The 24,148-nt window shown below is 71.8% G+C and carries 20 protein-coding genes; 8 read left to right on the top strand and 12 right to left on the bottom strand.

What is annotated here, in order from left to right; all coding sequences use genetic code 11:
* Positions 1 to 39: 39 nt before the first annotated feature.
* The 4 genes from OH735_RS26145 to OH735_RS26130 form a co-directional block, all read right to left on the bottom strand.
* Positions 40 to 1,740 (bottom strand): methylmalonyl-CoA mutase, encoded by a 1,701-nt coding sequence (locus OH735_RS26145; protein WP_406384046.1) that lies wholly within the window; start codon positions 1,738 to 1,740, stop codon positions 40 to 42.
* A 108-nt stretch (positions 1,741 to 1,848) separates the two neighbouring features.
* On the bottom strand, positions 1,849 to 2,181 hold the full coding sequence (locus OH735_RS26140; protein WP_406384045.1) for a DUF3817 domain-containing protein: 333 nt from the start codon (positions 2,179 to 2,181) through the stop codon (positions 1,849 to 1,851).
* Between the two features lie 64 nt (positions 2,182 to 2,245).
* Positions 2,246 to 2,755 (bottom strand): MarR family winged helix-turn-helix transcriptional regulator, encoded by a 510-nt coding sequence (locus OH735_RS26135; protein WP_383751004.1) that lies wholly within the window; start codon positions 2,753 to 2,755, stop codon positions 2,246 to 2,248.
* A gap of 10 nt (positions 2,756 to 2,765) precedes the next feature.
* Positions 2,766 to 4,238, bottom strand: coding sequence for an MFS transporter (locus OH735_RS26130; protein WP_406384042.1), 1,473 nt, complete (start codon positions 4,236 to 4,238; stop codon positions 2,766 to 2,768).
* 73 nt (positions 4,239 to 4,311) lie between these two features.
* On the opposite strand from OH735_RS26130, the gene OH735_RS26125 reads away from it, so the two are divergent.
* A complete protein-coding gene (locus OH735_RS26125; protein WP_406384040.1) occupies positions 4,312 to 5,295 on the top strand; it encodes a DUF5937 family protein in 984 nt (327 codons plus the stop codon).
* Between the two features lie 66 nt (positions 5,296 to 5,361).
* On the opposite strand, the gene OH735_RS26120 is transcribed toward OH735_RS26125, so the two are convergent.
* Both OH735_RS26120 and OH735_RS26115 read right to left on the bottom strand, forming a co-directional pair.
* On the bottom strand, positions 5,362 to 5,658 hold the full coding sequence (locus OH735_RS26120) for an MTH1187 family thiamine-binding protein (protein WP_266748636.1): 297 nt from the start codon (positions 5,656 to 5,658) through the stop codon (positions 5,362 to 5,364).
* Positions 5,655 to 6,005, bottom strand: a complete 351-nt coding sequence (locus tag OH735_RS26115) for a DUF3817 domain-containing protein (protein ID WP_406384038.1) — start codon at positions 6,003 to 6,005, stop codon at positions 5,655 to 5,657. Before OH735_RS26115 ends, OH735_RS26120 begins: the two co-directional genes overlap by 4 nt.
* A 268-nt stretch (positions 6,006 to 6,273) precedes the next feature.
* On the opposite strand from OH735_RS26115, the gene OH735_RS26110 reads away from it, so the two are divergent.
* The 4 genes from OH735_RS26110 to OH735_RS26095 all read left to right on the top strand — a co-directional run bounded on the left by OH735_RS26110 (position 6,274) and on the right by OH735_RS26095 (position 8,919).
* Positions 6,274 to 6,906 (top strand): AIM24 family protein, encoded by a 633-nt coding sequence (locus OH735_RS26110; RefSeq protein WP_406386736.1) that lies wholly within the window; start codon positions 6,274 to 6,276, stop codon positions 6,904 to 6,906.
* Positions 6,906 to 7,556 (top strand): AIM24 family protein, encoded by a 651-nt coding sequence (locus OH735_RS26105; protein ID WP_406384036.1) that lies wholly within the window; start codon positions 6,906 to 6,908, stop codon positions 7,554 to 7,556. Before OH735_RS26110 ends, OH735_RS26105 begins: the two co-directional genes overlap by 1 nt.
* Entirely contained in the window at positions 7,553 to 8,317 is a 765-nt protein-coding gene (locus OH735_RS26100) for an AIM24 family protein (RefSeq protein ID WP_406384034.1), read from the top strand. Before OH735_RS26105 ends, OH735_RS26100 begins: the two co-directional genes overlap by 4 nt.
* Positions 8,318 to 8,442: 125 nt before the next feature.
* Entirely contained in the window at positions 8,443 to 8,919 is a 477-nt protein-coding gene (locus tag OH735_RS26095) for a MarR family winged helix-turn-helix transcriptional regulator (RefSeq protein WP_406384032.1), read from the top strand.
* A gap of 84 nt (positions 8,920 to 9,003) precedes the next feature.
* Here OH735_RS26095 and OH735_RS26090 read toward each other — a convergent pair whose 3' ends face one another.
* A complete protein-coding gene (locus tag OH735_RS26090; RefSeq protein WP_406384030.1) occupies positions 9,004 to 10,452 on the bottom strand; it encodes an ATP-binding protein in 1,449 nt (482 codons plus the stop codon).
* Positions 10,449 to 11,111 carry a response regulator transcription factor gene (locus OH735_RS26085; RefSeq protein WP_406384028.1) on the bottom strand — a complete coding sequence of 221 codons (663 nt, stop codon included), beginning with the start codon at positions 11,109 to 11,111 and terminating at the stop codon, positions 10,449 to 10,451. The genes OH735_RS26090 and OH735_RS26085 overlap by 4 nt, the downstream gene beginning before the upstream one ends.
* A gap of 117 nt (positions 11,112 to 11,228) precedes the next feature.
* On the opposite strand from OH735_RS26085, the gene OH735_RS26080 reads away from it, so the two are divergent.
* Positions 11,229 to 11,825: a PepSY domain-containing protein gene (locus OH735_RS26080; RefSeq protein ID WP_406384026.1), complete on the top strand. Its 597-nt coding sequence runs from the start codon at positions 11,229 to 11,231 to the stop codon at positions 11,823 to 11,825.
* Between the two features lie 17 nt (positions 11,826 to 11,842).
* Here the strand turns inward: OH735_RS26080 and OH735_RS26075 are convergent, their stop codons facing one another.
* From OH735_RS26075 to OH735_RS26060, 4 genes are all read right to left on the bottom strand, one after another.
* Entirely contained in the window at positions 11,843 to 14,161 is a 2,319-nt protein-coding gene (locus tag OH735_RS26075; protein WP_406384024.1) for a protein kinase domain-containing protein, read from the bottom strand.
* A gap of 28 nt (positions 14,162 to 14,189) precedes the next feature.
* Entirely contained in the window at positions 14,190 to 16,649 is a 2,460-nt protein-coding gene (locus OH735_RS26070) for a protein kinase domain-containing protein (protein ID WP_406384022.1), read from the bottom strand.
* A 392-nt stretch (positions 16,650 to 17,041) separates the two neighbouring features.
* Positions 17,042 to 17,998, bottom strand: coding sequence for a methylmalonyl Co-A mutase-associated GTPase MeaB (meaB, locus tag OH735_RS26065; protein WP_406384020.1), 957 nt, complete (start codon positions 17,996 to 17,998; stop codon positions 17,042 to 17,044).
* Between the two features lie 117 nt (positions 17,999 to 18,115).
* The gene (locus OH735_RS26060; RefSeq protein WP_406384018.1) at positions 18,116 to 19,315 is read right to left on the bottom strand and encodes an acetyl-CoA C-acetyltransferase; all 1,200 of its coding nucleotides are present in this window, start codon (positions 19,313 to 19,315) and stop codon (positions 18,116 to 18,118) included.
* Between the two features lie 135 nt (positions 19,316 to 19,450).
* On the opposite strand from OH735_RS26060, the gene mce reads away from it, so the two are divergent.
* The gene (mce, locus tag OH735_RS26055) at positions 19,451 to 19,879 is read left to right on the top strand and encodes a methylmalonyl-CoA epimerase (RefSeq protein WP_266748626.1); all 429 of its coding nucleotides are present in this window, start codon (positions 19,451 to 19,453) and stop codon (positions 19,877 to 19,879) included.
* Between the two features lie 242 nt (positions 19,880 to 20,121).
* Entirely contained in the window at positions 20,122 to 23,979 is a 3,858-nt protein-coding gene (gene scy / locus OH735_RS26050) for a polarized growth protein Scy (protein ID WP_406384016.1), read from the top strand.
* Positions 23,980 to 24,148 lie beyond the last annotated feature (169 nt).

The raw sequence follows: 24,148 nt of genomic DNA, 5'->3' as shown, positions 1-24,148 counted from the left end.
GGCCGCTGCCGCCTTCCTCCCTGCGCCGCCGGCCGTTTGTCAGAAGCCGGGCGGCTCCGTGTAGGTGCCCCACTCGTCGCGCAGGACCCCGCAGATCTCGCCGAGCGTCGCCTCGGCCCGTACCGCGTCGAGCATCGGGCCGATCATGTTGGAGCCGTCGCGGGCGGCGGCCAGCATCGCGTCCAGCGCCGACTTCACCCGGGTGTCGTCGCGGGCGTCCTTGCGGCCGCCGAGCACCCGGACCTGCTCACGCTCCACCTCATGGCTGACGCGCAGGATCTCCAGGTCGCCGGTGACCGAGCCGTGGTGGACGTTGACGCCGACGACGCGCTTGTCGCCCTTCTCCAGCGACTGCTGGTACCGGAACGCGGACTCGGCGATCTCGCCGGTGAACCAGCCGTCCTCGATGCCGCGCAGGATGCCGGAGGTGATGGGGCCGACGGGGTGCTGTCCGTCCGGATGGGCCCGGGTGCCGCGCTCCTTGATCTGGTCGAAGATCTTCTCGGCGTCGGCCTCGATCCGGTCGGTGAGCTGCTCCACGTACCAGGAACCGCCCAGCGGGTCGGCCACATTGGCGACGCCGGTCTCCTCCATCAGCACCTGCTGGGTGCGCAGCGCGATCTCGGCGGCCTGCTCGGAGGGGAGCGCGAGGGTCTCGTCGAGGGCGTTGGTGTGCAGCGAGTTGGTGCCGCCGAGGACGGCGGAGAGCGCCTCGACCGCGGTGCGTACGACGTTGTTGTACGGCTGCTGGGCGGTGAGCGAGACACCGGCGGTCTGGGTGTGGAAGCGGAGCCACTGCGCCTTGTCGGTCTTCGCGCCGTACGTCTCCTTCATCCAGCGGGCCCAGATCCGGCGGGCCGCGCGGAACTTGGCGATCTCCTCGAAGAAGTCGAGGTGCGCGTCGAAGAAGAAGGAGAGACCGGGCGCGAAGGTGTCGACGTCCAGCCCGCGGGAGAGGCCGAGCTCCACGTAACCGAAACCGTCGGCGAGCGTGTACGCGAGCTCCTGCGCGGCCGTCGCCCCGGCCTCGCGGATGTGGTAGCCGGAGACGGAGAGCGGCTTGTACGCGGGGATGTCGCGGGCGCAGTGCTCCATCAGGTCGCCGATGAGGCGCAGATGGGGCTCGGGCTGGAAGAGCCACTCCTTCTGCGCGATGTACTCCTTGAAGATGTCGGTCTGGAGCGTGCCGTTGAGCACGCCCGGGTCGACGCCCTGGCGCTCGGCGGCGACCAGGTACATGCAGAAGACGGGGACGGCGGGTCCGCTGATCGTCATGGACGTCGTGACGTCGCCGAGCGGGATGTCCTTGAAGAGGACCTCCATGTCGGCGGCGGAGTCGATGGCCACACCGCAGTGCCCGACCTCGCCGAGCGAGCGGGGGTCGTCGGAGTCGCGGCCCATCAGCGTCGGCATGTCGAACGCGACGCTGAGCCCGCCGCCGCCCGCGGCGAGGATCATCTTGTAGCGCTCGTTGGTCTGCTCGGCGTTGCCGAAGCCGGCGAACTGGCGGATGGTCCAGGTCCGGCCGCGGTAGCCGGTCGGGTGGAGCCCCCGGGTGAAGGGGTACTCGCCGGGCCAGCCGATCCGCTCGAATCCCTCGTACGTGTCCCCGGGGCGGGGGCCGTACACGGGCTCCACAGGGTCTCCGGAGAGAGTGGTGAAGTCCGCGTCACGCTTGCGGGCCTTGTCGTAACGGGCCTGCCAGCGGCGGCGGCCCTCCTCGATCGCGTCAGCGTCCATACAATCGAATTTACTAGGACGTCCTAGTAAATGTCGATGGCAAACCGCCCGGTGCTTTGCACGGGGCGGTTCGGGTGATGCGGCGCGGGCCGGGCCCGGCCGGGCGGCTCAGGCCTCGACGGTGACGGGAGAACCGCCGGCGACCAGCGGCTCGACCTCGCGGACGACCTTGCGCTCGACGAAGAACGCGGCCGTCGGGATGGTGCCGGAGATCAGCACCCAGAGCAGCTTGCCCATCGGCCACTTCGCCTTGGAGCCGAGATCGAAGGCGAAGATCAGGTAGATGATGTAGAGCACACCATGGATCTGGGAGACGACGAGCGTCAGATCCTTGCCCATGTCGAAGCCGTACTTGAAGACCATGCAGGTGCAGAGCACCAGCAACATGACGGCGGTGACGTAGGCCATCACCCGGTACCGGGTCAGCACACTGCGTTTCATGGAACCGAGCGTAACCGGACGCCCGGGGCGATCTTGCAGCGGGCCGGGCCCTCGAAACGCCGTTCTACGCCTCTTCGAAATCATGGGCCGCGATCCGCAGCGGCCGCAGCATGGCGAAGATCTCCGCGCACTCCTCGGCGTCGTACACCCCGAGCCCGAACTCCATGTCGACCAGGTCCTTGGTCGCCGCCTCGACGACCTCGCGGCCCTTGTCGGTGATGGAGGCGAGGGTTCCGCGGCCGTCGTTCGGATTGGGGCGCTTGGCGACCAGTCCGGAGCGGACCAGCCGGTCCACGGTGTTGGTGACGGAGGTCGGGTGGACCATGAGCCGCTCGCCGATCTTGGACATCGGCAGCTCGCCGGCCTTGGAGAAGGTGAGCAGCACCAGCGCCTCGTAACGGGCGAAGGTCAGTCCGTACGGTTTGACGACCGCGTCGACCTCGGCGAGCAGGATCTGCTGGGCGCGCATGATCGAGGTGATCGCCCCCATCGAGGGCACCGGACCCCAGCGCTGCTGCCAGAGTTCGTCGGCGCGGGCGATGGGATCGAAGGGGAGACTGAGCGGCTTCGGCACGGCACCGACCTTACCCACTGGTCATATGCTGGTCATCACTGTCTCGAACTTCGGTCCGAATTCGGGGTGCGGATGCCGTTCTGCCGACCTCACGGACGAGCAGGAGCGTGCACACCGTGCCGATCACAGCGGATCCGGCGACCACCTGATGGACGGGAAGGAATTCGGCGGCCAGCCCGGCGAGGGCCATGCCGATGCCCTGGACCGTCATCAGCCCCGCGGTCTGCAGGGTCATCGCCCGGCCCCGCAGCTCCTCGGGTACGGCTTCGACGAACCACTGGTCGAGGCCGATGACGTATGCCGCCCCCATCCCGGCCAGTGCGAGCGCGGTCATGGCCAGGGGCAGGCCGGGACGGAGCCCGTACAGCAGGAGCGGCAGGAGCCCGGCCACGGCGGCCGGCAGCACGATCCGGGAGCGGGCGCGCGGTGTGAGCACGCCGCCCACGTACAGTTCCGCGACGATGCTGCCGATCGGCATCGAGCACATAAGCAGCCCCAGCGCGGCCGGGCCGGCTCCGATCTCGTCGGCGTACGGTGCGGCGAGCGCCTCCGGTGCCACGACGAACGTGGGCGGCACCCAGAAAAGCAGCGTCAACGCGCGGATCCTGCGGTCGGCGAAGACCGTGCGCGCTCCTGCGAGCGAGTCCTTGAGCAGATTGCCCCCGTCACCGCCGTCGCCGGTCCGGGCGGGCCGGTTCCGGGTGCCGAAGCGGAGCAGGGCCGCCGAGGAGAGGAAGGTCACGACGGTGACCGCGATCGCCTCGCGCGCGGAGACCACGGTGAGCAGCACGCCTCCCACGCCGAAGCCGATCAGCAGCGCGCTCTGCGAGACGATCCGAAGCAGCGAGCGGCCCAGTACATAGAGATCGCCCTCGCCGAGTATGTCGGTGAGCGCGGCCATCCGTGTGCCGGTGAAGACGGGCGACACGAGCGCGACGGCGCAGCGCAGGGCGAGGAGCCCGCCGACGGGGGTGCCGGGCAGCACCATGACGGCGACACAGCCCGCGCAGAGCAGATCGCAGGTGACCAGGACCCGGCGGGCGGGGTAGCGGTCGGCGACCCCGGCGAGGAGCGTGCCGCCGATCAGGTACGGCAGCAGGCCGAGCGCGAAGGTGAGGGCGCTGAGCAGCGGCGAGTCGGTGAGTTCGTAGACGAGGACGGTGAGCGCCAGCTCGCTGACCATCAGGCCCAGCAGGGAGAGCAGATGGGCGGCGAAGACGGTCCGGAACTCCCGTACGGCGAAGACGGCGCGGTAGCCGCGGGACGTGCCGGGGTCCGCGGCGGCCGGGGCCCGGAGCGCGGGCGACGGGTTCGGGTCAATGGGGTCGGCGCGCTCCGGGGAGGGGGCCGGCGACGGCTCCGGTCCGGCGGGGTGGGTGTCCGCTCGGCGGCGTGCGGCCGACGGTTCGTGGGGAGTCGGGCCGTTCGGGGTGTCCGCCGCGTCGTGGGGGCCGCCCACCAGGTCGGGGCTGTTGCTCGGCATGGGCGCAGCTTGAAGGAGCCACGCCCTCGTTCCGTAGACTTTCGGCCCAAACCGAATCTTGACGAGGCGGCCGATGTCGTTCCATCTGCATTTCGACGAGAGCGATCTGCTCCGCTGCAGGTTCGCCATCTCTCCGATCTGGGAGACGCAGCAGGCGGTACGTACCCTCCTGCGCCCCGCTCGGCATGGCTACCACGAGCCGTGGCTGAGGCGTATCCGGAGCGCCGCCACGGGGCTCGATCTCCGGCCGCTGTGGTCGCTGATGCCGGAGAGCGGACACAGTCCGGACTTCCTGTCCCCGCCACCGCTGGGGCCCTACGCCTCCTTCGAGGAGGAGATCGCCGGGGTCCGTGCCATCGACCCCCGGCTGGTCCGCGAGGACCTGGCGCTGACGCTCGCGTGCCTGCCGGGTACCCGGGACTCCCCCGCCGGGCGGGCGATGCTCGCCGACCCCGCACGGGCGCAGCAGGAGCTGGCCGCGTTGCTGGAGCAGGCGTGGCGGGTGCTGGTCGAACCGGACTGGCCGCGACTGCGCGCGCTGCTGGAGGCGGACATCGCGTACCACTCGCGCCGGCTCGCCGCGGTCGGCCTCGCACGGCTGCTCGGTGAGCTGAGCCCGCAGCTGAGCTGGGCGGATTCGACGCTCACGCTGGTCGGGATCAAAGGCCGGCACTCCCGGGTGCTCGGCGGTCAGGGCCTCGTCCTGATGCCGAGCGTCTTCGCCTGGCCGGATGTGGTCAGCGGGTACGAGCCGCCCTGGCAACCCGCGGTGATCTACCCGGCGCGCGGGATCGGCGCTCTGTGGACGGAGCCCGCGGACCGCACGCCGAAGACGCTCGCCCGGCTGCTGGGGCGGGCGCGGGCCGATGTGCTGTGCGCGCTCGACGAACCGGCCGGGACGAGCGCCCTGGCCCACCGGCTGGGCCTGGCGCCGTCCTCCGTGTCGGAGCATCTGTCGGTGCTGCGGGCGGCGGGGCTGCTGACGTCGCGGCGATACGGACACCAGGTGCTGTACGAGCGGACGCCGCTCGGCATCGCGCTGGCGGTGCCTGCCTGAGTACGCCCGGACGACGGAAGAGCCCTCCTGCCGTGCGGCAAGGGGGCTCTTCGGGCGGTACGGGCGTCAGTCCGCGAGGTACCGCTCGACCGTCTCGACCTTGGAGGTCAGACCGTCGGTGACACCGGGGCGGATGTCGGCCTTCAGCACGAGGGAGACACGTCCGGCGCGGGCCTCGACGGCGGCGACGGCCCGCTTGACGACGTCCATGACCTCGTCCCAGCTCTCGCCCTCGATGGAGGTGAACATGGCGTCCGTGCGGTTGGGCAGCCCGGACTCACGGACGACCCGGACGGCGTCGGCGACGTACTCACCGACGTCCTCACCGACCCCCAGCGGACTGACCGAGAACGCGACGATCATGCGCTGACCACGCCTTCCCGGCGGGCGCGGGCGGCGATGGCGCCGTCGGCCTCGTAGCGCCCCAGCACCTTGTCGCCGTACAGCCCGCCGAACGGCACCAGCGCGAGCAGGAAGAAGAACGCGACGCGCTTCAGCGGCCACTTGGTCTTGGACCAGACGTCGAGCAGCAGGACGGCGTAGATCACGAAGAGCACACCGTGGATGATGCCGAGCGGCATCATCAGGAAGTCGATGTCGGAGACCCGGCTGAGGATCGAGCCAAAGATGATCAGCGCCGGGAAGGAGAGCGCCTCGGGAACCGAGATGAGGCGCAGCCGGTGCAGGGCGGTAGCGGTCTTGACGTCCACGAGGGCACCTTCGGTGGGAGGATCGTGACAGCTTGTGAATACAGGCACAAGCGCGATCCATTGTGGCATCGGCTCGGGCGGCGGTCGGTGCCGGGGGCGTATGTCGCCGGTCACGTGTCGCCGCCCCGGCCTCGGGTACCAGTACGGGTACGTCCTGATTGCGTACGGGTCCCGTACCGGATGCGTATCAGGGGCCGTCCAGGGGGGCCCGTTCCTCCCCTGGGCCCTGTCCTGGCCGGGCTCCTGCGGTTAACGTCGCTCCGTGGCAATGTTCCGACTCCAAGGCAGCAGAACGCTCGCCGTCGACCTGGCCGGCGACGCCGTGAAGGCGAAGAACGGTTCGATGGTCGCGTACGACGGCCGGATCGCGTTCAAGAAGATGACCGGCGGTGGTGACGGCCTGCGCGGCATGGTGACCCGCCGGCTGACCGGCGAGCAGATGGCCGTGATGGAGGTGAAGGGGCAGGGCACCTGCTACTTCGCCGACCGCGCGAGCGAGATCAGTCTCGTCTCGCTGCACGGCGACAAGCTCTGCGTCGAGGCGAGCAATCTGCTCTGCGCCGACGCCGGGCTGCGCACCGGCACCACCTTCACCGGCCTGCGCGGCGGGGCAAGCGGCAATGGCCTGTTCACCACCACCGTCGAAGGCACCGGACAGGTGGCGATCATGTCGGACGGTGCGGCGGTGGCGCTGCGGGTCTCGGCCTCGTACCCGCTGTTCGTCGACCCCGGCGCCTACATCGCCCATCAGGGGAACGTGCAACAGCACTTCCAGTCCGGGGTGAACTTCCGGACGCTGATGGGCGAGGGCTCGGGCGAGTCCTTCCAGATCCGCTTCGAGGGCGAGGGCATCGTCTACGTCCAGCCGAGCGAGCGGAACACCATCGGGGGCGATGTCTGATGCCGTTCCGCGAGATCAACTCGAAGATGGTCGAGGCGACGGTCGTTCCCGGCCAGCGGATGTACAGCCAGCGCGGCGCCATGCTCGCCTACCGGGGCGATGTGTCGTTCACCCCGAACATCCAGGGCGGCCAGGGCGGTGTGATGTCGATGATCGGCCGCCGGGTGGCCAATGAGGCGACCCCGCTGATGACGGTCGAGGGCAACGGCACGGTGATGTTCGGCCACGGCGGTCATCACATCCAGGTGATCAACCTGGCCGGCGACACCCTGTACGTGGAGGCCGACCGGCTGCTCGCCTTCGACGGGACGCTCCAGCAGGGCACGATGTTCATGGGTTCGCAGGGCGGGGTGATGGGCATGGTGCGCGGTCAGGTGACCGGGCAGGGGCTGTTCACCACCACCCTCAAGGGGCATGGCGCGGTCGCCGTGATGGCACACGGCGGGGTGATCGAGCTGCCGATCGTCCCGGGCCGCGAGGTGCATGTGGACCCGCAGGCGTACGTCGCGCACCACGGCGACGTGCGCAACAAGCTCTCCACCGCACTCGGCTGGCGCGACATGGTGGGGCGCGGCTCCGGCGAGGCGTTCCAGCTGGAACTGAGCGGCAGCGGCGCCGTGTACGTCCAGGCCTCGGAGGAGAAGCTGTGAGCACGCCCGTGGTCTTCGACCCGATGACGCTGCCGTCGGACGACAACGTCGACTCCTACACCTTCTGCGTGGAGCTCAAGGGGAGCCAGTGGTTCCTGCAGAAGGGCAAGATGATCGCCTATTACGGGCGGATCGAGTTCAACGGCGTCGGTCACGGCCGCTTCGAGCGGCTGATCCGTACGAGCTTCCACTCGCCGCTGCACGCGAGCGACTGGGTGGTGGCCGAGGGCAGCGGCAAAATGCTGCTCGCGGACCGGGCCTTCGACGTCAACTCGTACGACCTTCAGGACGGGAATCTGACGATCCGGTCCGGCATTCTCCTCGCTTACCAGCCGACGCTGGCACTCAAGCAGTCCATCGTGCCGGGCTTTCTCACGCTGATCGGCACGGGGAAGTTCGTGGCGGCGTCCAACGGTCCGGTGGTCTTCATGGAGCCGCCGCTGCGGGTCGATCCGCAGGCCCTGGTGGGCTGGGCGGACTGCCCCTCGCCGTGCCACCACTACGACCACGGCTACATGACGGGCGTGCTGGGCGGGCTGCGGTCGCTGACCGGGATCGGCGGGACCTCGGGGGAGGAGCACCAGTTCGAGTTCGTCGGCGCGGGTACGGTGCTGCTCCAGTCGACCGAGATCCTGATGCCCGAGCAGCCGACGGGGGCGGTGCCGCAGCAGCCGGGGGTCCCGGGCGGGGGCGGTCAACCCGGGTCCGCACCCCGCATGCCCGGTCAGCTCGGGGATCTCCAACGCCGCTTCGGTTTGTGAACGGTAGTCTACGGAATGTGACGTCGCACGTCCGCACCCCGCATCCGAATCCACCTCCGGGTGAGTGCCGGGCGTCACACTCCCCCACTTCGTCCGGCTTTCAACTTTTTAGGTAGAATCCACACATGGAGACCGAGACGGCCACCCGCTGGCTGAACGACGCGGAGCAGTGCGCCTGGCGTACCCACCTGGACGTCAGCAGGCTGCTGACCCACCAGCTGGAGAAGGACCTCCAGCCCTTCGGGCTGACCATGAACGACTACGAAATCCTGGTCAATCTCTCGGAGTCGGATGACCAGCGCATGCGGATGAGCGATCTCGCCGCCGCGACGCTGCAGTCCAAGAGCAGGCTCTCGCACCAGATCACCCGCATGGAGAGCGCGGGCCTGGTCCACCGGGAGAACTGCGAGTCCGACCGGCGCGGTCTGTACGCGGTCCTCACCGAGGACGGCGCGGAGACGATGCGGAAGGTGGCTCCGCACCACGTGGCGTCGGTGCGCAAGCACTTCATGGACCTGTTGACGCCTCAGGCGCTGGCGGAACTGCACGCGGCGCTGGCCCCCGTCGCCGATCATCTGCGGGGCCGACGCGGCAAGGTGTGACCCGCGGCGGGGCGGCGGCCTGCCGGGGCGCTCGGCCTGAGCGGTCCACGGCAGGGCTGAGCGCTCGGCCTGAGCGGTCGGCGGTCAGTCGGCGGCCGGCAGCCACAGCTCGAAGCGCGCGCCGCCCTCCCGCACACCGTCCACCGTCAGCCGGCCGCCGTGCCGGACCGCGACGTCGCGGGCGATGGCGAGGCCGAGACCGGCGCCGCCCTCGTCCCGCGTACGGGCGTCGTCGAGGCGTACGAACCGTTCGAAGATCCGCTCGCGTTCCTCGGGCGGCACCCCCGCCCCGTCGTCGGTGACCGCGACGACCACGCCGCCCCGCTCGCCACGCACCGAGACCGTCACCGCGTGCTCCGCGTGACGCTCGGCGTTGTCCAGCAGATTGCCGATCACGCGCGCCAACTGCCCACGGGAACCGGCCACTTCGAATACGCCGGACTCCGGCACGGACACCGCCACCGGGATCCGGTCGCCGATGCGCTGCGACACCTCCTCATGGACCAGTGCGCCCAGGTCCAGCTTCGTGCGGCCCGACCGCTCCCCCGCGTCCAGCCGGGCCAGCAGCAGCAGATCGGCCGCCAGCGCCTGCAGCCGTACGGTGTCGGCGACCGCGCCCGGCACGTCCAGCAGCTCCGGATGCGCGACACCCACCTCCAGCTGGGTGCGCAACGAGGCGATCGGGCTGCGCAGTTCGTGCGAGGCGTCGGCGACGAAGCGCCGCTGGCGGTCCACCGATGCCTCCAGGGCCGTCAGGGTCTCGTTGGTGGTACGGGCCAGCCGGGCGATCTCGTCGCGCGAACCGGGCTCGGGCACCCGCCTGCTCAGATCCTCCGAGGCGGTGATCGCGGCCATCTCGCGCCGGATGCCCTCGACCGGCCGCAGCGCCCGCCGGGTCACCAGCCCCGTCACCCCGGCGACGACGAGCAGCAGCACCGGCAGCCCGATCAGCATCGCGTCGCGCACACTGCCCACCGCCTCCTGCTCGGCGGCCAGCGGGGCGCCCGCGTGGACGGTCAGGGTCACACCGGCGGAGGTGGTCGCCCGCACGGACGCGAAGCGGTAGTCGGCCGTGTCGCCGTCGACGGTGGCGGTGCCGTTGCCGAAGTCCGGGTCGCCGGAGTCGACTTCGCCGCGGCCGGGGGCGCTGTGCCGCCCGTCGTCGTCATCGCCGCCGTTGTCAAAGCCGTCGGAACCCGTGGTGCTCCCCGTGGCCGGCGACTTGGCCAAAGTGACCTGGTCCGTGCCGGTGCCGGAGATCGCCTCCAGGTCCTTGGAGACGGCCACCACGCGCCCGTCCTCGTCGGTCACCTGGACCGGATTGTCCTCCTCCGCGCGCATCTCCAGCCGGTCGTACGGCACGTCGAGGGCCAGCTGCCCGGCCACCTCGCGGGCCACCACCTCGGCCTGCAGCCCCGCCTGGTCGGTGAGGTTGGCGCGCAGGACGAGGAGTACGGCCAGCCCGGCGCCGATCAGTGCCACGGCGACCACCACCGTGGCGCCGAGCGCGGCCCTGGCCCGTACCGACCTCACAGCGCCTCCAGCCGGTATCCGGCGCCGCGCACCGTACGGATGGCCGCGGCGCCGAGTTCGCGGCGCAGCGCGCTCACGTACACCTCGACGATGTTCGGGTCGCCGTCGAAGGCGAAGTCCCAGACGTGTTCCAGGATGTCCGCCTTGCTCACCACCTGCCCGGCCCGCAGCACCAGCTGCTCCAGCACCGCGAACTCCTTGGTGGTGAGGGCGATTTCGGCCGCACCGAGATGCACCCGGCGGGCGGCGGTGTCCATGCGCAGAGCGCCTACGGTGACCACCGGCGAGGCCGTACCGCCGCCCCGGCGCCGCAGCAGCGCCCGGATCCTGGCCACCAGCACCACGTACGAGAAGGGCTTGGTCAGGTAGTCGTCGGCGCCGGTGTCCAGGCCCTCCGCCTCGTCGTACTCGCCGTCCTTCGCCGTCAGCATCAGGATCGGCATATCGTGGCCGGCGGCGCGCAGGGCGGCGCACACCCGGTAGCCGTTCATCCCGGGCAGCATGATGTCGAGGACGACGAGGTCGTACGCGCCCTCGGTGGCCCGGTGCAGCCCTTCGAGGCCGTCGTGCACGACGTCCACGGCGAAACCCTCGGCGGTGAGTCCCCCGGCCAGGGACATCGCCAGCCGCTTCTCGTCCTCCACGATCAACAGGCGCATGCACCCAGGGTCGCAAATCGATCCTGAAGACGGCTTCAGGTGGCTTCAGGCTGCGTTCAGCATCACCCCGGCAGTGTGGTCCCTGTCGAAACCGGCCACCGAACGGGAGGAACCCTCATGAAGCGCAAGATCGCCATCTCCGCCGTCACCGCGGCCGTGCTCGCCGGCGGCGGAGCCGCCACAGCCGTCGCTTTCGCGGACGACGACAGCCACGACCGCGACACCCGGAGCAGCGCGGCGAGCGGCAGCACGGCCCGCGTCACCGTCGGCGACGCGGTCGCGGCGGCCGTCGGGGCCGTCCCGGGGACGGTCACCGAGGCCGAGCTGGACGACGAGGACGGCGGACTGGTCTGGGAGGTCGACGTGTACGGCTCGGACAGGGCCTGGCACGACGTGACGGTGGACGCGGGCAACGGCAAGGTGCTCGGCAAGCACGTCTCCGACGACGATGACGACCGCGACCGGCATGCGCCCGGGTCGGCCCCCGTCTCGCTGAACGCGGCCGTCGACGCCGCGCTCCGGGCGACGCCGGGGACGGTCACGTCGATCGACCTGGACGACCACGACGGCCGGAGCGGCGGGGCGCTGCACTGGGAGGTCGACGTCCGGGGCAAGGACGGCAAGCAGCGCGAGCTGAACGTCGACGCCAAGACGGCCAAGGTCACGGCGGACCGGTCGGACGACGGCGACGACCGCCACGGGGACGACGACTAGCAGGGACCGGGGAGAGCTCAGGGCGCGTAAACGGAGATGACCGTCCCGTCGCCGAAGCCCAGGAACACCACGTCGCCCCGGGCGATGTACGAGATCGACGCCGGGTCGTGCCGGGCTCCCTGCCCACCGGGCCACTCGGTGGGCAGCCGCGAGCCCGTGTTGTCCGCCTCCCCCGTGGAGCCCATGGCGAACGCGCCGATCCCCTGATCACCCACCACAACGGCACTGTCACCGGCGAGGACGGGCGCGCCCCAGACATCCAGCCCCCCGCCGCTGTCGTCGTACGTCGCCCAGTACTGCCTCCCGTCGGCCAGGCCGAACGCGTACACCCGGTGCCGACTGCTCACCACGACCTTGCCGTCGCGTGACACGGCGGGCCGGAAGGCGATGTCCACGCCGGCGGCGATCGACCGGCGGTTCTGCGGGGCCGTCACATCGACGACCGTCAGGCCGTCCGGGCCCGAGCAGAGGAGTTCCCTGCCCTTCAGGACCGGCGCACGGCAGGTGATGTCACCGGCGGCGACGGCTCCCAGCCGTGCGCCGTCCGTGCTCCCCAGGACGGTGACGCCGTCGCCGACCGCGACGAGCCGGCCGTCGGCGAAGGACAGCTCCCCGTCGTCGGCCGGGTCGTCCCACGGCTTGTCCCACTTACGAGTCTGCTTGCCGGTGAGCTGGTGGGCGAGGATCCGGGCCGCACCCGTGCCGGTGGCCCTCGTGGCGTAGTACAGGACTCCGCCCGACTGGACGGAGTCGGTCACCCGGGCACCGGCCGCCAGCGGCTCCCGCCACTGCTCGGCGCCGTCGGCGAGGCCGAGCGCCACCAGGGCGCCGTCCTCGAAGGCGTACACGGTGGTGCCGATGACGGCGGCCACCGAGGCCGGTCCACTGCCCGCCCTGCCCAGCTCGGTCCGCCAGCGCTGCCTGCCGTTCGCGGCGTCCAGCACGGTGATGCGCTGCGGGCCGCTGCAGACCAGGGACGTGTCCGCCAGTACGCACTCCACCGATCCGTCCTCGATCTTGGCCTTCCACGCCTGCCAGCCCGCCGGCTTCCTGGAGACATCGGTGGCGGCCGGGCCGAAGTCCCCGGTGCGACCCGCGTCCGCGCCCGGAATGACGGCGGGCCCGGCCTGCGTCCGCGCGGCGTCCGAGGCGGAAGCTGTCGGCTGCGCGCCGCCACCGGCTCCGCCCGCCTTGCCGTCGCCCGCGCCGTCCCCCTCGAAGAGACCCGGCACCAGCACCGCCCCCAGCACCACGCACACCACCGTGGCCGCTGCCGCCAACGCGATCCACAGTCCCTTGTTGCCCTGTCGGTCACCCGGTACGGCCACCGGCACGACGGGCGTCGGGGCGAGGGCGGGCCCGCCGGGGCGCGGGGCACCGGACGGGACCGGTGGTACGGCAGCGGCCGGCGCAGCCGCCTCCGCGACGGCGCGCGCCCCCGCCGCGTGCGCGGCGAGCTGCCCCCGTACCGCTTCCGTCCAGGGAAACGGTCCGCCCGCCGCCGCGCCCGCCCGGTCGCCCGACAGCAGCATGTCGGCCAGTTGCCGAGGGGTCGGCCGGGCCTCGGCGTCGCTGCGCAGGCACTCCTCGATCACTGCACGCAACTGCGGTGGTACGCCCGACAGTTCGGCCTCGCCCTGGGCGATCCGGAAGATCACGGCGGCCATGTCGGAGTCGTCGAACGGGCCCCGACCGGTCGCCGCGAAGGCGAGCACCGCACCGAGGCAGAAGACGTCCGACGCCGGTACGAGCGACCGTGAGCCATTGACGTGCTCGGGCGAGATGTAGCCGGGGCTGCCCACGACCACACCGGTCCGGGTGAGCTGGGTGGCATCGAATGCCTGGGCGATCCCGAAGTCGATCACCTTCGGCCCGTCGGCGCCGAGCAGCACATTGCCCGGCTTGAGGTCGCGGTGGAGTACGCGTACCGCGTGCATGTCGGCGAGCGCGCAGGCGAGACTTGCGCCCATCTCGCGCACCACCGGCTCGGGCATCGGCCCGCCGCGGATCACCGCCTCGGCGAGCGAGGGCCCGGGGACGTACTCGGTCGCCAGCCAGGGCAGCCGGCCGCTCGCATCGCCGCCGACGAGGGATGCGGTGTGCGGGCTGCGCACGGCGCCCGCCGCGTCGATCTCGCGACGGAAGCGGATCCGGAAACCGTCGTCCAGGTCGAGATCGGCGCGTACGGTCTTCAGCGCGACCAGGCCATCGAGAGTGTCCGTCCCACCGGCCGGCCGGGCCAGATACACCTCGCCCATACCGCCCGCGCCCAGCAGTCCGAGCAGCTGGTACGGGCCGATCAGCCTGGCCCGGCCGGGTGGAAGCGGCTCGATCACTGCGCGGTCTCCTTCATCGTGCGACGGTTCACTTGGGCAGCGGCACCGAAACCACGGTGCCGTCGTCGTACACGACATGCACGACGCCGCCGACCGGCAGCACCTGCGGGTCGTTCAGTTCCTTGTCCAGCTGGATGCCGTTGGCCATGTCGTATTCCGGTGTGCGGCTCGGGCCCGGGGCGCCCGCCAGGCGAGTCCTGCCCAGTGCGCCCAACGTGCCGTCGGGGCGGATCGGGACGGTGTACAGCGTCGTGCTGTCCGCCCAGACCACGGTGTCGGCGACGATCAACGGGTTGGAAGCCGGGTTGCTCATGCCCTCCTCCGCCTTTGCGCCGAGTGGAAACCTGCCGAGGGTCCGGCCGTTGTCGCGGCCGACGACGACGAGCTCGTCGTGCACGTCCGTCTCGTGTTCGCTGCTCCGGCGAAGGACCATCACCCGGTCGTGGACCGCGGTGGGGGTCGCCTCGGCGACGAGCGCGGAGTCCACCGGCACCCGCCCCTGCGCCTTGAGGGTCCCCGCCGCGAACCGCAGCACGCTCATGTCGGTGCCGAAGCCGGAAGAGCTGCCGTTGGAGGCGTAGGTGGCACAGTAGGCGAAATCGCCCCGCAGCCGGAGATCCCCGCAGCCCGGTTTCGTACCCTCGCCGCCCGCGGTGCCCAGCAGCGTGCCGTCCTTCGGCCGGAACGCCTTCGGCCCGTCCTCACCGATCGCGTACACCACCTTGCCGTCGGTGGCGACCGGCCAGAAGTTACCCCTCTCGGCTTTGGCCAGATCCTGCGGGGCCAGCGGCTTGTGCCACTTCTCGGCGCCGGTCCCGAGGTCGTACGCAGCGAGCTCCGCGCCCTCGGACGACCATGTGGTGGCGGCGAAGACCAGACCGTCCACGACCAGCGGCGCGCTTTCCAGGTTGTGCGCGCCACCGGACCGGGTCTCCCAGCGGACCTTCCCCGTGCGGGCGTCCAGCGACTGCAGCCGGTCACCCGCGGCGAGCAACACGGTGTCGTCGTACGCGGTGGGGCGGGTGGCACTGGCCGGCATGAAGAACTGACCGGTCGGCCCCCAGCCCGCCACCTTCGAGGTCTCCCCCGTGTCCAGCGTCCACATCCGGTGCCCGTCCGCCGCCGACAACGCCTCGTACGTACCGTCCGTCTTCCGGCAGACCACGACGTCCCGGCCCGCGGAGCAGCCGATCGCCGACCCGGTGAACTTCCCCTGCCAGGACTTCGTCCACCCCGCAGGACGGACGTCGCGGCCGTACGGGACCGTGCCCGAGGCGTCCGGGCCGCCGTTCTCACCCACGCCCGCCACGATCTCGGTGGCTGCGGGTGAACCGCCGCCGGGAGAGGCCCCGTTGGGGGTGGTGCGGTTGTTGCGCCAGGCCAGGATGGACCCGGTGGCCGCGCCCAGCACGATCAGCGCGGCGAGGACCGCGCCCAGGGTGCGCCGGGAGCGGCGCGGGGGCGGGGCGAGTCCCGGGCCCTGGGTGGGCGCGATGCGCAGGCCGGGGGTGAAGCCCGCTCCCTGGGTGGGCAGTTGGTGGGAGGCCAAAGGACTTCCGGCGGCCACCTCGGTCGGCGTGTATCCCGGCAGCAGCGGTCCGCCCAGGGCGACGACCCGGGCCAGCTCCCGCTCGTACTCGGCGATGTGCCGCACCACCGGCTCCGGCCATCGCGCGGCCGCGTCGGGGGCGAGCCGCTGCGCGAGTTCCGCGGCGGTGGGACGAGCGGCAGGGTCGGCGACCAGGCAGTCCGCCAGGACGGCACGCAGCGCCTCGGGCACGTCACCGAGGTCGGCCTCGACGTACTTGACCCGGTAGAGCACGGCGGCGACCGGCCCGTCACCGAAAGGATCGCGCCCGGTGGCGGCGAAGCAGAGCACGGAGGCGAGGCAGAAGACGTCGGACGCCGGGACGACGCGTCCGCTGCCCGCCACGTGTTCCGGGGACATGAAGGCGGGGCTGCCGACCATGCGGCTGGTGGTGGTGAGCGGGGTCGCGCCGGCGTCGCGGGCGATTCCGAAGTCGATCAGGCGCGGGCCGTCGGAGGCGAGCAGCACGTTGCCGGGCTTGACGTCGCGGTGGACGATTCCGGCCGCGTGGACGGCCGTCAGCGCGTGGGCGAGTCCGGCGCCGAGCATCCGCACCTCGGCCTCGGCCATGGCCCCCGCCCCGCGGACGGCGGCGGACAGGGTCGGTCCGGCGACGTATTCGGTGGCGAGCCAGGGCACTTCGGCGTCGGCGTCCCCGTCGAGCAGCGGCGCGACATGGGGGCCGGTGACGGACCGGGCGACGGCGATCTCGCGGCAAAAGCGGCTGCGGAAGCCGGGGTCCTGGGCCACGTCGCGGCGTACCGTCTTGACGGCGACCGGGTCGCCGCCGCCGTCCGGGGCGCCGAGGAAGACCTCCCCCATGCCGCCCGCGCCGAGCCGGGCCCGTATCCCGTAGCTCCCGATCCGCCTGGGCGAGTCGTCCCGCAACGGTCCGAGCATGCGCCATTCCCCCCGTCGTCACGCATGAAACGCCGGACGCCCCGTGCTCGCGTCCGGCGGTAATCCTGCCACGAGCACGTCATCAACCGCAGCGCCGAACGGCACGGAAACCGCACGCCGGGGCCCCGGCTGACGCACCATCAGCCATCAAGGACGGGCGACGCCGGACGGCGGTTCCAGGGTTCGGCGCCCGCCGGAAGGGCCGTCGTGACCGGAGGTCTCCAACAGGGCCCGGCCCACCGGAACTCGGCCACCCCGAGGAACCCGGAGCGGCCCGAGGAACCCGGAGCGGCCCGACGGCCCGGACAGGCGCCGGGCCGGGCCGGGGCAAGCCGCGGACGCCCCCGATGCGGCCCGCACGCCGCCCCGGACCCGTCCGCACCGGATCGGGATCAGCCTTCGGTGAGCCCCGCCACCAGTTCGTCCGCCGCCGCGTACGGATCGAGGTTCCCCGCCACGATGCGTTCGGCGAGTGCGCCGATGTGGCGGTCGCCGTGCAGATCGCCGATGCGTTCGCGCAGCCGCGTGACGGCGATCGTCTCGACCTCGCGGGCCGCACGGGCCGTGCGCCGCTCGACGAGCACGCCGTGCTCCTCCATCCACGCCCGGTGCTTCTCCAGCGCCTCGACCACCTCGTCGATGCCCTCGCCCCGGGCGGCGACCGTCTTCACGATCGGCGGGCGCCAGTCGCCGGGACCGCGGGACTCGCCGAGACCCAGCATGTGGTTGAGCTCGCGCGCGGTGGCGTCCGCGCCGTCCCGGTCGGCCTTGTTGACGACGTACACATCGCCGATCTCCAGGATTCCGGCCTTCGCCGCCTGGATGCCGTCGCCCATGCCGGGCGCCAGCAGGACGACGGAGGTGTCGGCCTGGGAGGCGATCTCCACCTCGGACTGGCCGACGCCGACCGTCTCCACCAGGATCACTTCGCAGCCCGCCGCGTCCAGCACCCGGATCGCCTGCGGGGCCGACCAGGCGAGGCCGCCCAGATGTCCGCGGGTGGCCATGGAGCGGATGTAGACGCCCGGGTCGGAGGCGTGCTCCGACATCCGGACCCGGTCGCCGAGGAGCGCGCCGCCGGAGAACGGCGAGGACGGGTCGACGGCCAGGACGCCGACCCGCTTGCCCGCCCGCCGGTACGCCGAGACCAGCGCCGACGTGGATGTCGACTTGCCGACACCGGGCGAACCGGTCAGGCCGACGACGTACGCGTTGCCCGTCAGCGGCGCCAGGGCCGCCATCACCTCGCGCAGCTGCGGCGACGCCCCCTCCACCAGGGAGATGAGCCGGGCCACGGCCCTCGGCCGGCCCGCGCGGGCCTGCTCGACCAGGGTGGGGACGTCCACCATCACCGCTCCGTTCACTCGCTGCGTGCTCTTCGCGTACTGCACCGTGCATGACGTACGCCGTGCATTACGTACTACGTACGGCTCGGCCGGGCCGTTCCTGCCCGGGAACCCCGGGTCCTACTTGGGCACGCGGATGATCAGCGCGTCGCCCTGACCGCCGCCGCCGCACAGCGCCGCCGCCCCGGTGCCGCCGCCGCGCCGCTTCAGCTCCAGCGCGAGGTGCAGCACCACGCGGGCGCCGGACATGCCGATCGGGTGACCCAGCGCGATGGCGCCGCCGTTGACGTTCACCTTGTCGGGGGTGACGCCGAGGTCCTTCATCGACTGGACGGCGACCGCCGCGAAGGCCTCGTTGATCTCGATGAGGTCGAGGTCCGCGACCTCCAGGCCGTCCTTCTTCAGGGCGTGCTTGATGGCGTTGGACGGCTGGGACTGGAGGGAGTTGTCCGGGCCCGCCACATTGCCGTGGGCGCCGATCTCGGCGATCCAGTCCAGGCCCAGCTCCTCGGCCTTGGCCTTGCTCATGACGACGACCGCGGCGGCGCCGTCGGAGATCTGCGAGGAGGTGCCCGCGGTGATCGTGCCGTCCTTGGTGAAGGCCGGGCGCAGCTTACCGAGGGACTCCGTGGTCGTCTCCGGGCGGATGCCCTCGTCCTTGGAGAAGAGGACCGGGTCGCCCTTGCGCTGCGGGATCTCGACCGGGGTGATCTCGGCCTCGAAGATGCCGTTCTTCTGGGCGGCGGCGGCGCGCTGGTGCGAGAGGGCGCCGATCTCGTCCTGGTCGGCGCGGTTCAGCCCGAGCCGGGAGTTGTGCTTCTCGGTGGATTCGCCCATCGGGATGTTCTCGTAGGCGTCGGTCAGACCGTCGTACGCCATCGAGTCGAGCATCTCGATCGCGCCGTACTTGTAGCCCTCCCGGGACTTCGGGAGCAGATGCGGGGCGTTCGTCATGGACTCCTGGCCCCCGGCGACGACGACGTCGAACTCACCGGCGCGGATCAGCTGGTCGGCGAGCGCGATCGCGTCGAGCCCGGACAGACACACCTTGTTGACGGTGAGCGCGGGGACGTTCATCGGGATGCCCGCCTTGACCGCGGCCTGGCGGGCCGGGATCTGGCCCGCACCGGCCTGCAGCACCTGGCCCATGATCACGTACTCGACCTGGTCGCCGCCGATGCCGGCCCGGTCCAGCGCGGCCTTGATGGCGAAGCCGCCGAGATCGGCCCCGGAGAAGCTCTTCAGCGAGCCGAGGAGGCGGCCCATGGGCGTACGCGCGCCCGCGACGATCACTGAGGTGGTACCGGTCGTTCCTGACATGAGGCACGGCCCCTTGGGATGAGGAGTGAACGAGGGTTTACACGAATGTACTGAGCGGTACCTCGCCCGTCATCCCGCAGCCGGTGTGATCGCGCGCACGTTGCGTAACCATCGGTGGAGCGCTGCACTGGTTGCATGCTGACGCGAATCGACCACATCGGGATCGCCTGTTTCGACCTGGACAGGACCGTCGAGTTCTACCGCTCGACCTACGGGTTCGAGGTGTTCCACTCCGAGATCAACGAGGAGCAGGGCGTACGGGAGGCCATGCTCAAGATCAACGATACGTCCGACGGCGGTGCTTCCTACCTTCAGCTCCTGGAGCCGACCCGGGAGGACTCGGCCGTGGGCAAGTGGCTCGCGAAGAACGGTGAGGGCGTCCACCACATCGCCTTCGGCACCGCGGACGTCGACGCCGACGCGGCGGACATCCGGGAGAAGGGGGTCAGGGTGCTGTACGAGGAGCCCCGGACCGGGTCCATGGGGTCCCGGATCACCTTCCTCCATCCGAAGGACTGCCACGGCGTCCTGACCGAACTGGTCACGTCCGCAGCGGAGCACTGACCTCCGGATACCCGGCCCGGTAGAGTGGGCAGTTCCGGGCCGGGGCCGGGTCGGGGCCGCGCCGCGTCCCCAGCCGTTGATCTGTCACCATTCCCCGGGGGACCGTTCACCGGTGAACGGTACTCGTTGGAGAGTTGCGACCAGGGTTGGGGTCTCCCCTGCTCAGTGGGGCATCCCCTGCTCGAACGAAGTTGAGAGTTTGGGGAAGAAGTTGAGAGCTCGGGGAAGGATGGGACCGCGCAGTGCGGGGCTACGAACGCCAGGAGAGCCACCGAGCTGACGACGACCATCTCTCGCGGTTCGAAGCCGAGATGGACCGGCTGAAGACCGACCGGGAGAAGGCCGTCCAGCACGCCGAGGACCTCGGTTACCAGGTCGAGGTCTTGCGCGCCAAGCTGCACGAGGCTCGACGCAATCTCGCGACCCGTCCCGCCTACGACAGCGCGGACATCGGCTACCAGGCCGAGCAGCTGCTCCGTAATGCCCAGATCCAGGCCGAGCAGCTGCGGACGGACGCCGAGCGGGAGCTCCGTGACGCCCGCGCGCAGACGCAGCGCATCCTGCAGGAGCACGCCGAGCACCAGGCGCGGCTCCAGGCCGAGCTGCACAACGAGGCCGTGCAGCGGCGCCAGCAGCTCGACCAGGAGCTGGCCGAACGCCGCCAGACCGTCGAGTCCCACGTCAACGAGAACGTCGCCTGGGCCGAGCAGCTCCGGGCCAGGACGGAGTCCCAGGCCCGCCGGCTGCTGGAGGAGTCCCGTACGGAGGCCGAGCAGTCCCTGGCGGCGGCGCGCGCCGAGGCGGGGCGGCTGGCGGAGCAGACCCGGCAGCGGCTCGGTTCCGAGGCGGAGTCGGCCCGTACCGAGGCCGAGACAATCCTGCTGCGTGCCCGCAAGGACGCCGAGCGGCTGCTGAACGCCGCGTCCAGCCAGGCGCGGGAGGCCACCAGCCACGCCGAGCAGCTGCGGGCGTCGACGACGGCGGAGACCGAGCAGAACCGGCAGCGGACCGCCGAGCTGAACCGGGCCGCCGAGCAGCGCATGCAGGAGGCCGAGACGCAGCTGCGCGAGGCCCGGCTGGCGGCCGAGAAGGTCACCTCGGAGGCGAAGGAGGCCGCCGTCAAGCGGCTGGCCGCCGCCGAGTCGCAGAACGAGCAGCGCACCCGTACGGCCAAATCGGAGATCGCCCGGCTGGTCGGCGAGGCCACCAAGGGCGCCGAGACCCTCAAGGCGGAGGCCGAGCAGGCGCTCGCCGATGCCCGTGCCGAGGCGGACCGGCTGAAGTCCGAGGCGTCCGAGCAGGCCCGCACGGCGGCCGCCGAGGATGCCGCGGCCCAGCTCGCCAAGGCCGCCAGGGCCGCCGAGGAGGTGCTGACCAAGGCGTCCGAGGACGCGAAGTCCACCACCAGGGCGGCGAGCGAGGAGGCCGACCGGATCCGCCGCGAGGCGGAGGCCGAGGCGGACCGGCTGCGTGGTGAGGCCGCCGAGCAGGCCGATCAGCTCAAGGGCGCCGCCAAGGACGACACCAAGGAGTACCGGGCCAAGACGGTCGAGCTGCAGGAGGAGGCGCGCAGGCTGCGCGGCGAGGCCGAGCAGCTGCGTTCCGAGGCGGTCGCCGAGGGCGAGCGGATCCGCGGCGAGGCCCGGCGCGAGGCCGTCCAGCAGATCGAGGAGGGCGCGAAGACCGCCGAGGAGCTGCTGGCCAAGGCGAAGGCGGACGCAGAGGAGCTGCGCGGCACCGCGGGCGCGGAGAGCGAGCGGGTCCGTACCGAAGCGGCCGAGCGGGCCGGGACGCTGCGCAAGCAGGCCGAGGAGGCCCTGGAGCGGGCCCGTGCCGAGGCCGAGCAGCTGAGTACGGAGTCCGAGGAGCAGGCCCGGTCCACCACCGCCGCGGCCGAGCAGGCGGCGGCGGGGCTGCGCGAGGAGACCGAGCGCGCGGTCGCGGCCCGGCAGGCGGAGTCGGCCGAGGAGCTGACCCGGCTGCACACCGAGGCCGAGACCAAGGTCACCACCGCCGAGCAGGAGCTCACGGACGCGCGCGCCGAGGCGGAGCGCATCCGGCGCGAGACGAACGAGGAGTCCGAGCGGCTGCGCGCGGAGGCCGCCGAGCGGCTGCGGGCGCTGCGGGAGCAGGCCGAGACCGAGGCGGAGCGGCTGCGCAACGAGGCCGCGGCGGATGCGTCGCAGTCGCGTGCGGAGGGCGAGTCCGTCGCCGTACGGCTGCGCGGTGAGGCGGTCGCCGAGGCGGAGCGGCTCAAGTCCGAGGCGCAGGAGAGCGCCGACCGGGTGCGGGCCGAGGCCGCTGCCGCCGCGGAGCGGGTGGGCACGGAGGCCGCCGAGGCGCTGGCCGCCGCGCAGGAGGAGGCGAACCGGCGCCGCCGGGAGGCCGAGGAGACCCTCGACGCGGCGCGCACCGAGGCGAACCAGGAGCGCGAGCGGGCCCGCGAGCAGAGCGAGGAGCTGCTCGCCTCCGCCCGCAAGCGGGTCGAGGAGGCACAGGCGGAGGCGCGCCGCCTGGCCGAGGAGGCGGACAGCCGGGCGACGGAGCTGGTCTCCGCGGCCGAGCAGACCGCCCAGCAGGTTCGGGATTCGGTCAGCGGACTGCAGGAGCAGGCCGAGGCGGAGATCGCCGGGCTGCGCTCCACCGCCGAGCATGTCGCGGAGCGGACGAAGTCCGAGGCGCAGGAGGAGGCGGACCGGCTCCGCGCCGACGCGCACGCCGAGCGCGAGCGGGCGGGCGAGGACGCGGCCCGGATCCGCCGGGAGGCGCAGGAGGAGTCCGAGGCCGCGAAGGCGATGGCCGAGCGGACCGTCGCGGACGCGATCGCCGAGTCGGAGCGGCTGCGCGCGGATACCGCGGAGTACAGCCAGCGGATGCGTACCGAGGCTTCCGACGCGCTGGCCTCCGCCGAGCAGGACGCGGCGCGCAGCCGGGCCGAGGCCCGCGAGGACGCCAACCGGATGCGTGCCGACGCCGCGGCCCAGGCCGACCGGCTGGTCGGCGAGGCGACGAGCGAGGCCGAGCGGGTCCGTACGGAGTCGACGCAGCAGGCCACCCGGCTCGTCGAGGAAGCGACGCAGCGGGCGAACGGGCTGGTCGACGAGGCGACGCAGCAGGCTGCCCGGGTGACGGGCGAGGCCGCGGACGAGGCGGAGCGGCTGCGGGCGGAGGCGGCGGCCACCGTCGGTTCGGCGCAGGAGCACGCGGTCCGTACCCGCGAGGAGTCGGAGCGGGTGCGCGCCGAGGCGGAGTCGGCGGCCGAGCTGATGCGTGCTCAGGCCCGCGAGGAGGCGGACCGGCTGCTGGACGAGGCGCGGGAGGTCGCGGCGAAGCGCCGGGCCGATGCCGCCGAGCAGGCGGACCAGCTGATGAACAAGGCGCAGGAGGAGGCGCTGCGCGCCGCCACCGAGGCCGAGGAACAGGCCGACACGATGGTCGGCGTGGCCCGCAAGGAGGCCGCGCGGATCACCTCGGAGGCGACCGTCGAGGGCAACTCCCTGGTGGAGCACGCCCGTACGGACGCGGACGAGCTGCTGGTCGGCGCGCGCCGGGACGCCACGGCCATCCGGGAGCGGGCCGAGGAGCTCAGGGCCCGGATCGAGAGCGAGATCGAAGAGCTGCACGACCGGGCCCGGCGGGAGACGTCCGAGCAGATGAGGACGGCGGGCGAGCGCGTCGACAACCTGATGAAGGCGGCGACCGAACAGCGCGACGATGCGGCGGCCAAGGCCAAGGAGCTGCTGGCGGACGCGAATTCGGAGGCGAGCAAGGTCCGGATCGCGGCGGTGAAGCGGGCCGAGTCGCTGCTGAAGGAGGCCGAGCAGAAGAAGGCCACGCTGATCCGCGAGGCCGAGAAGCTGCGGGCCGACGCCGAGACCGAGGCGAAGCGCACGGTCGACGAGGGCAAGCGCGAGCTCGATCTGCTGGTGCGCCGGCGCGAGGACATCAACACCGAGATCTCCCGTGTCCAGGACGTGTTGGAGGCACTGGAGTCGTTCGAGACACCGGCCGCCGGCAGCAAGGGCGGTGCTTCCAACGGCGGCGTCAAGGCCGGGGCCTCGGCGGGCACTCGTTCGAGTGGCAAGTCGTCCGATGGCTAGTCGCCCCGTCATCTCCCGTGCTTCGTCAGGAGCGTTCAACTCTCCGAGCGGCAAGGGTTACGGTGGGTCAGCCACTCGAAAGGGGTGTCATTCTCCAGATCAAAAGGGCATCAGCTCGATGACACGCCGTCCGCACCCCTAGGATTCCCCCTAACACCTCACCGGTCTC

The organism is Streptomyces sp. NBC_01618 (genome assembly GCF_045209435.1).
Classification (GTDB): Bacteria; Actinomycetota; Actinomycetes; order Streptomycetales; family Streptomycetaceae; genus Streptomyces.
The sequence above is the reverse complement of the archived record's forward strand: the minus strand, read 5'-3'. Positions and strand labels throughout refer to the sequence as shown.

Excerpts from the sequence above, each read along its gene's own strand:
- OH735_RS26145 (WP_406384046.1), bottom strand. The coding sequence starts at position 1,740 with ATGGACGCTGACGCGATCGAGGAGGGCCGCCGCCGCTGGCAGGCCCGT.
- OH735_RS26140 (WP_406384045.1), bottom strand. The coding sequence starts at position 2,181 with ATGAAACGCAGTGTGCTGACCCGGTACCGGGTGATGGCCTACGTCACC.
- OH735_RS26130 (WP_406384042.1), bottom strand. The coding sequence starts at position 4,238 with ATGCCGAGCAACAGCCCCGACCTGGTGGGCGGCCCCCACGACGCGGCG.
- OH735_RS26125 (WP_406384040.1), top strand. The coding sequence starts at position 4,312 with ATGTCGTTCCATCTGCATTTCGACGAGAGCGATCTGCTCCGCTGCAGG.
- OH735_RS26120 (WP_266748636.1), bottom strand. The coding sequence starts at position 5,658 with ATGATCGTCGCGTTCTCGGTCAGTCCGCTGGGGGTCGGTGAGGACGTC.
- OH735_RS26110 (WP_406386736.1), top strand. The coding sequence starts at position 6,274 with ATGTTCCGACTCCAAGGCAGCAGAACGCTCGCCGTCGACCTGGCCGGC.
- OH735_RS26105 (WP_406384036.1), top strand. The coding sequence starts at position 6,906 with ATGCCGTTCCGCGAGATCAACTCGAAGATGGTCGAGGCGACGGTCGTT.
- OH735_RS26095 (WP_406384032.1), top strand. The coding sequence starts at position 8,443 with ATGGAGACCGAGACGGCCACCCGCTGGCTGAACGACGCGGAGCAGTGC.
- OH735_RS26085 (WP_406384028.1), bottom strand. The coding sequence starts at position 11,111 with ATGCGCCTGTTGATCGTGGAGGACGAGAAGCGGCTGGCGATGTCCCTG.
- OH735_RS26080 (WP_406384026.1), top strand. The coding sequence starts at position 11,229 with ATGAAGCGCAAGATCGCCATCTCCGCCGTCACCGCGGCCGTGCTCGCC.
- OH735_RS26070 (WP_406384022.1), bottom strand. The coding sequence starts at position 16,649 with ATGCTCGGACCGTTGCGGGACGACTCGCCCAGGCGGATCGGGAGCTAC.
- meaB (WP_406384020.1), bottom strand. The coding sequence starts at position 17,998 with ATGGTGGACGTCCCCACCCTGGTCGAGCAGGCCCGCGCGGGCCGGCCG.
- OH735_RS26060 (WP_406384018.1), bottom strand. The coding sequence starts at position 19,315 with ATGTCAGGAACGACCGGTACCACCTCAGTGATCGTCGCGGGCGCGCGT.
- mce (WP_266748626.1), top strand. The coding sequence starts at position 19,451 with ATGCTGACGCGAATCGACCACATCGGGATCGCCTGTTTCGACCTGGAC.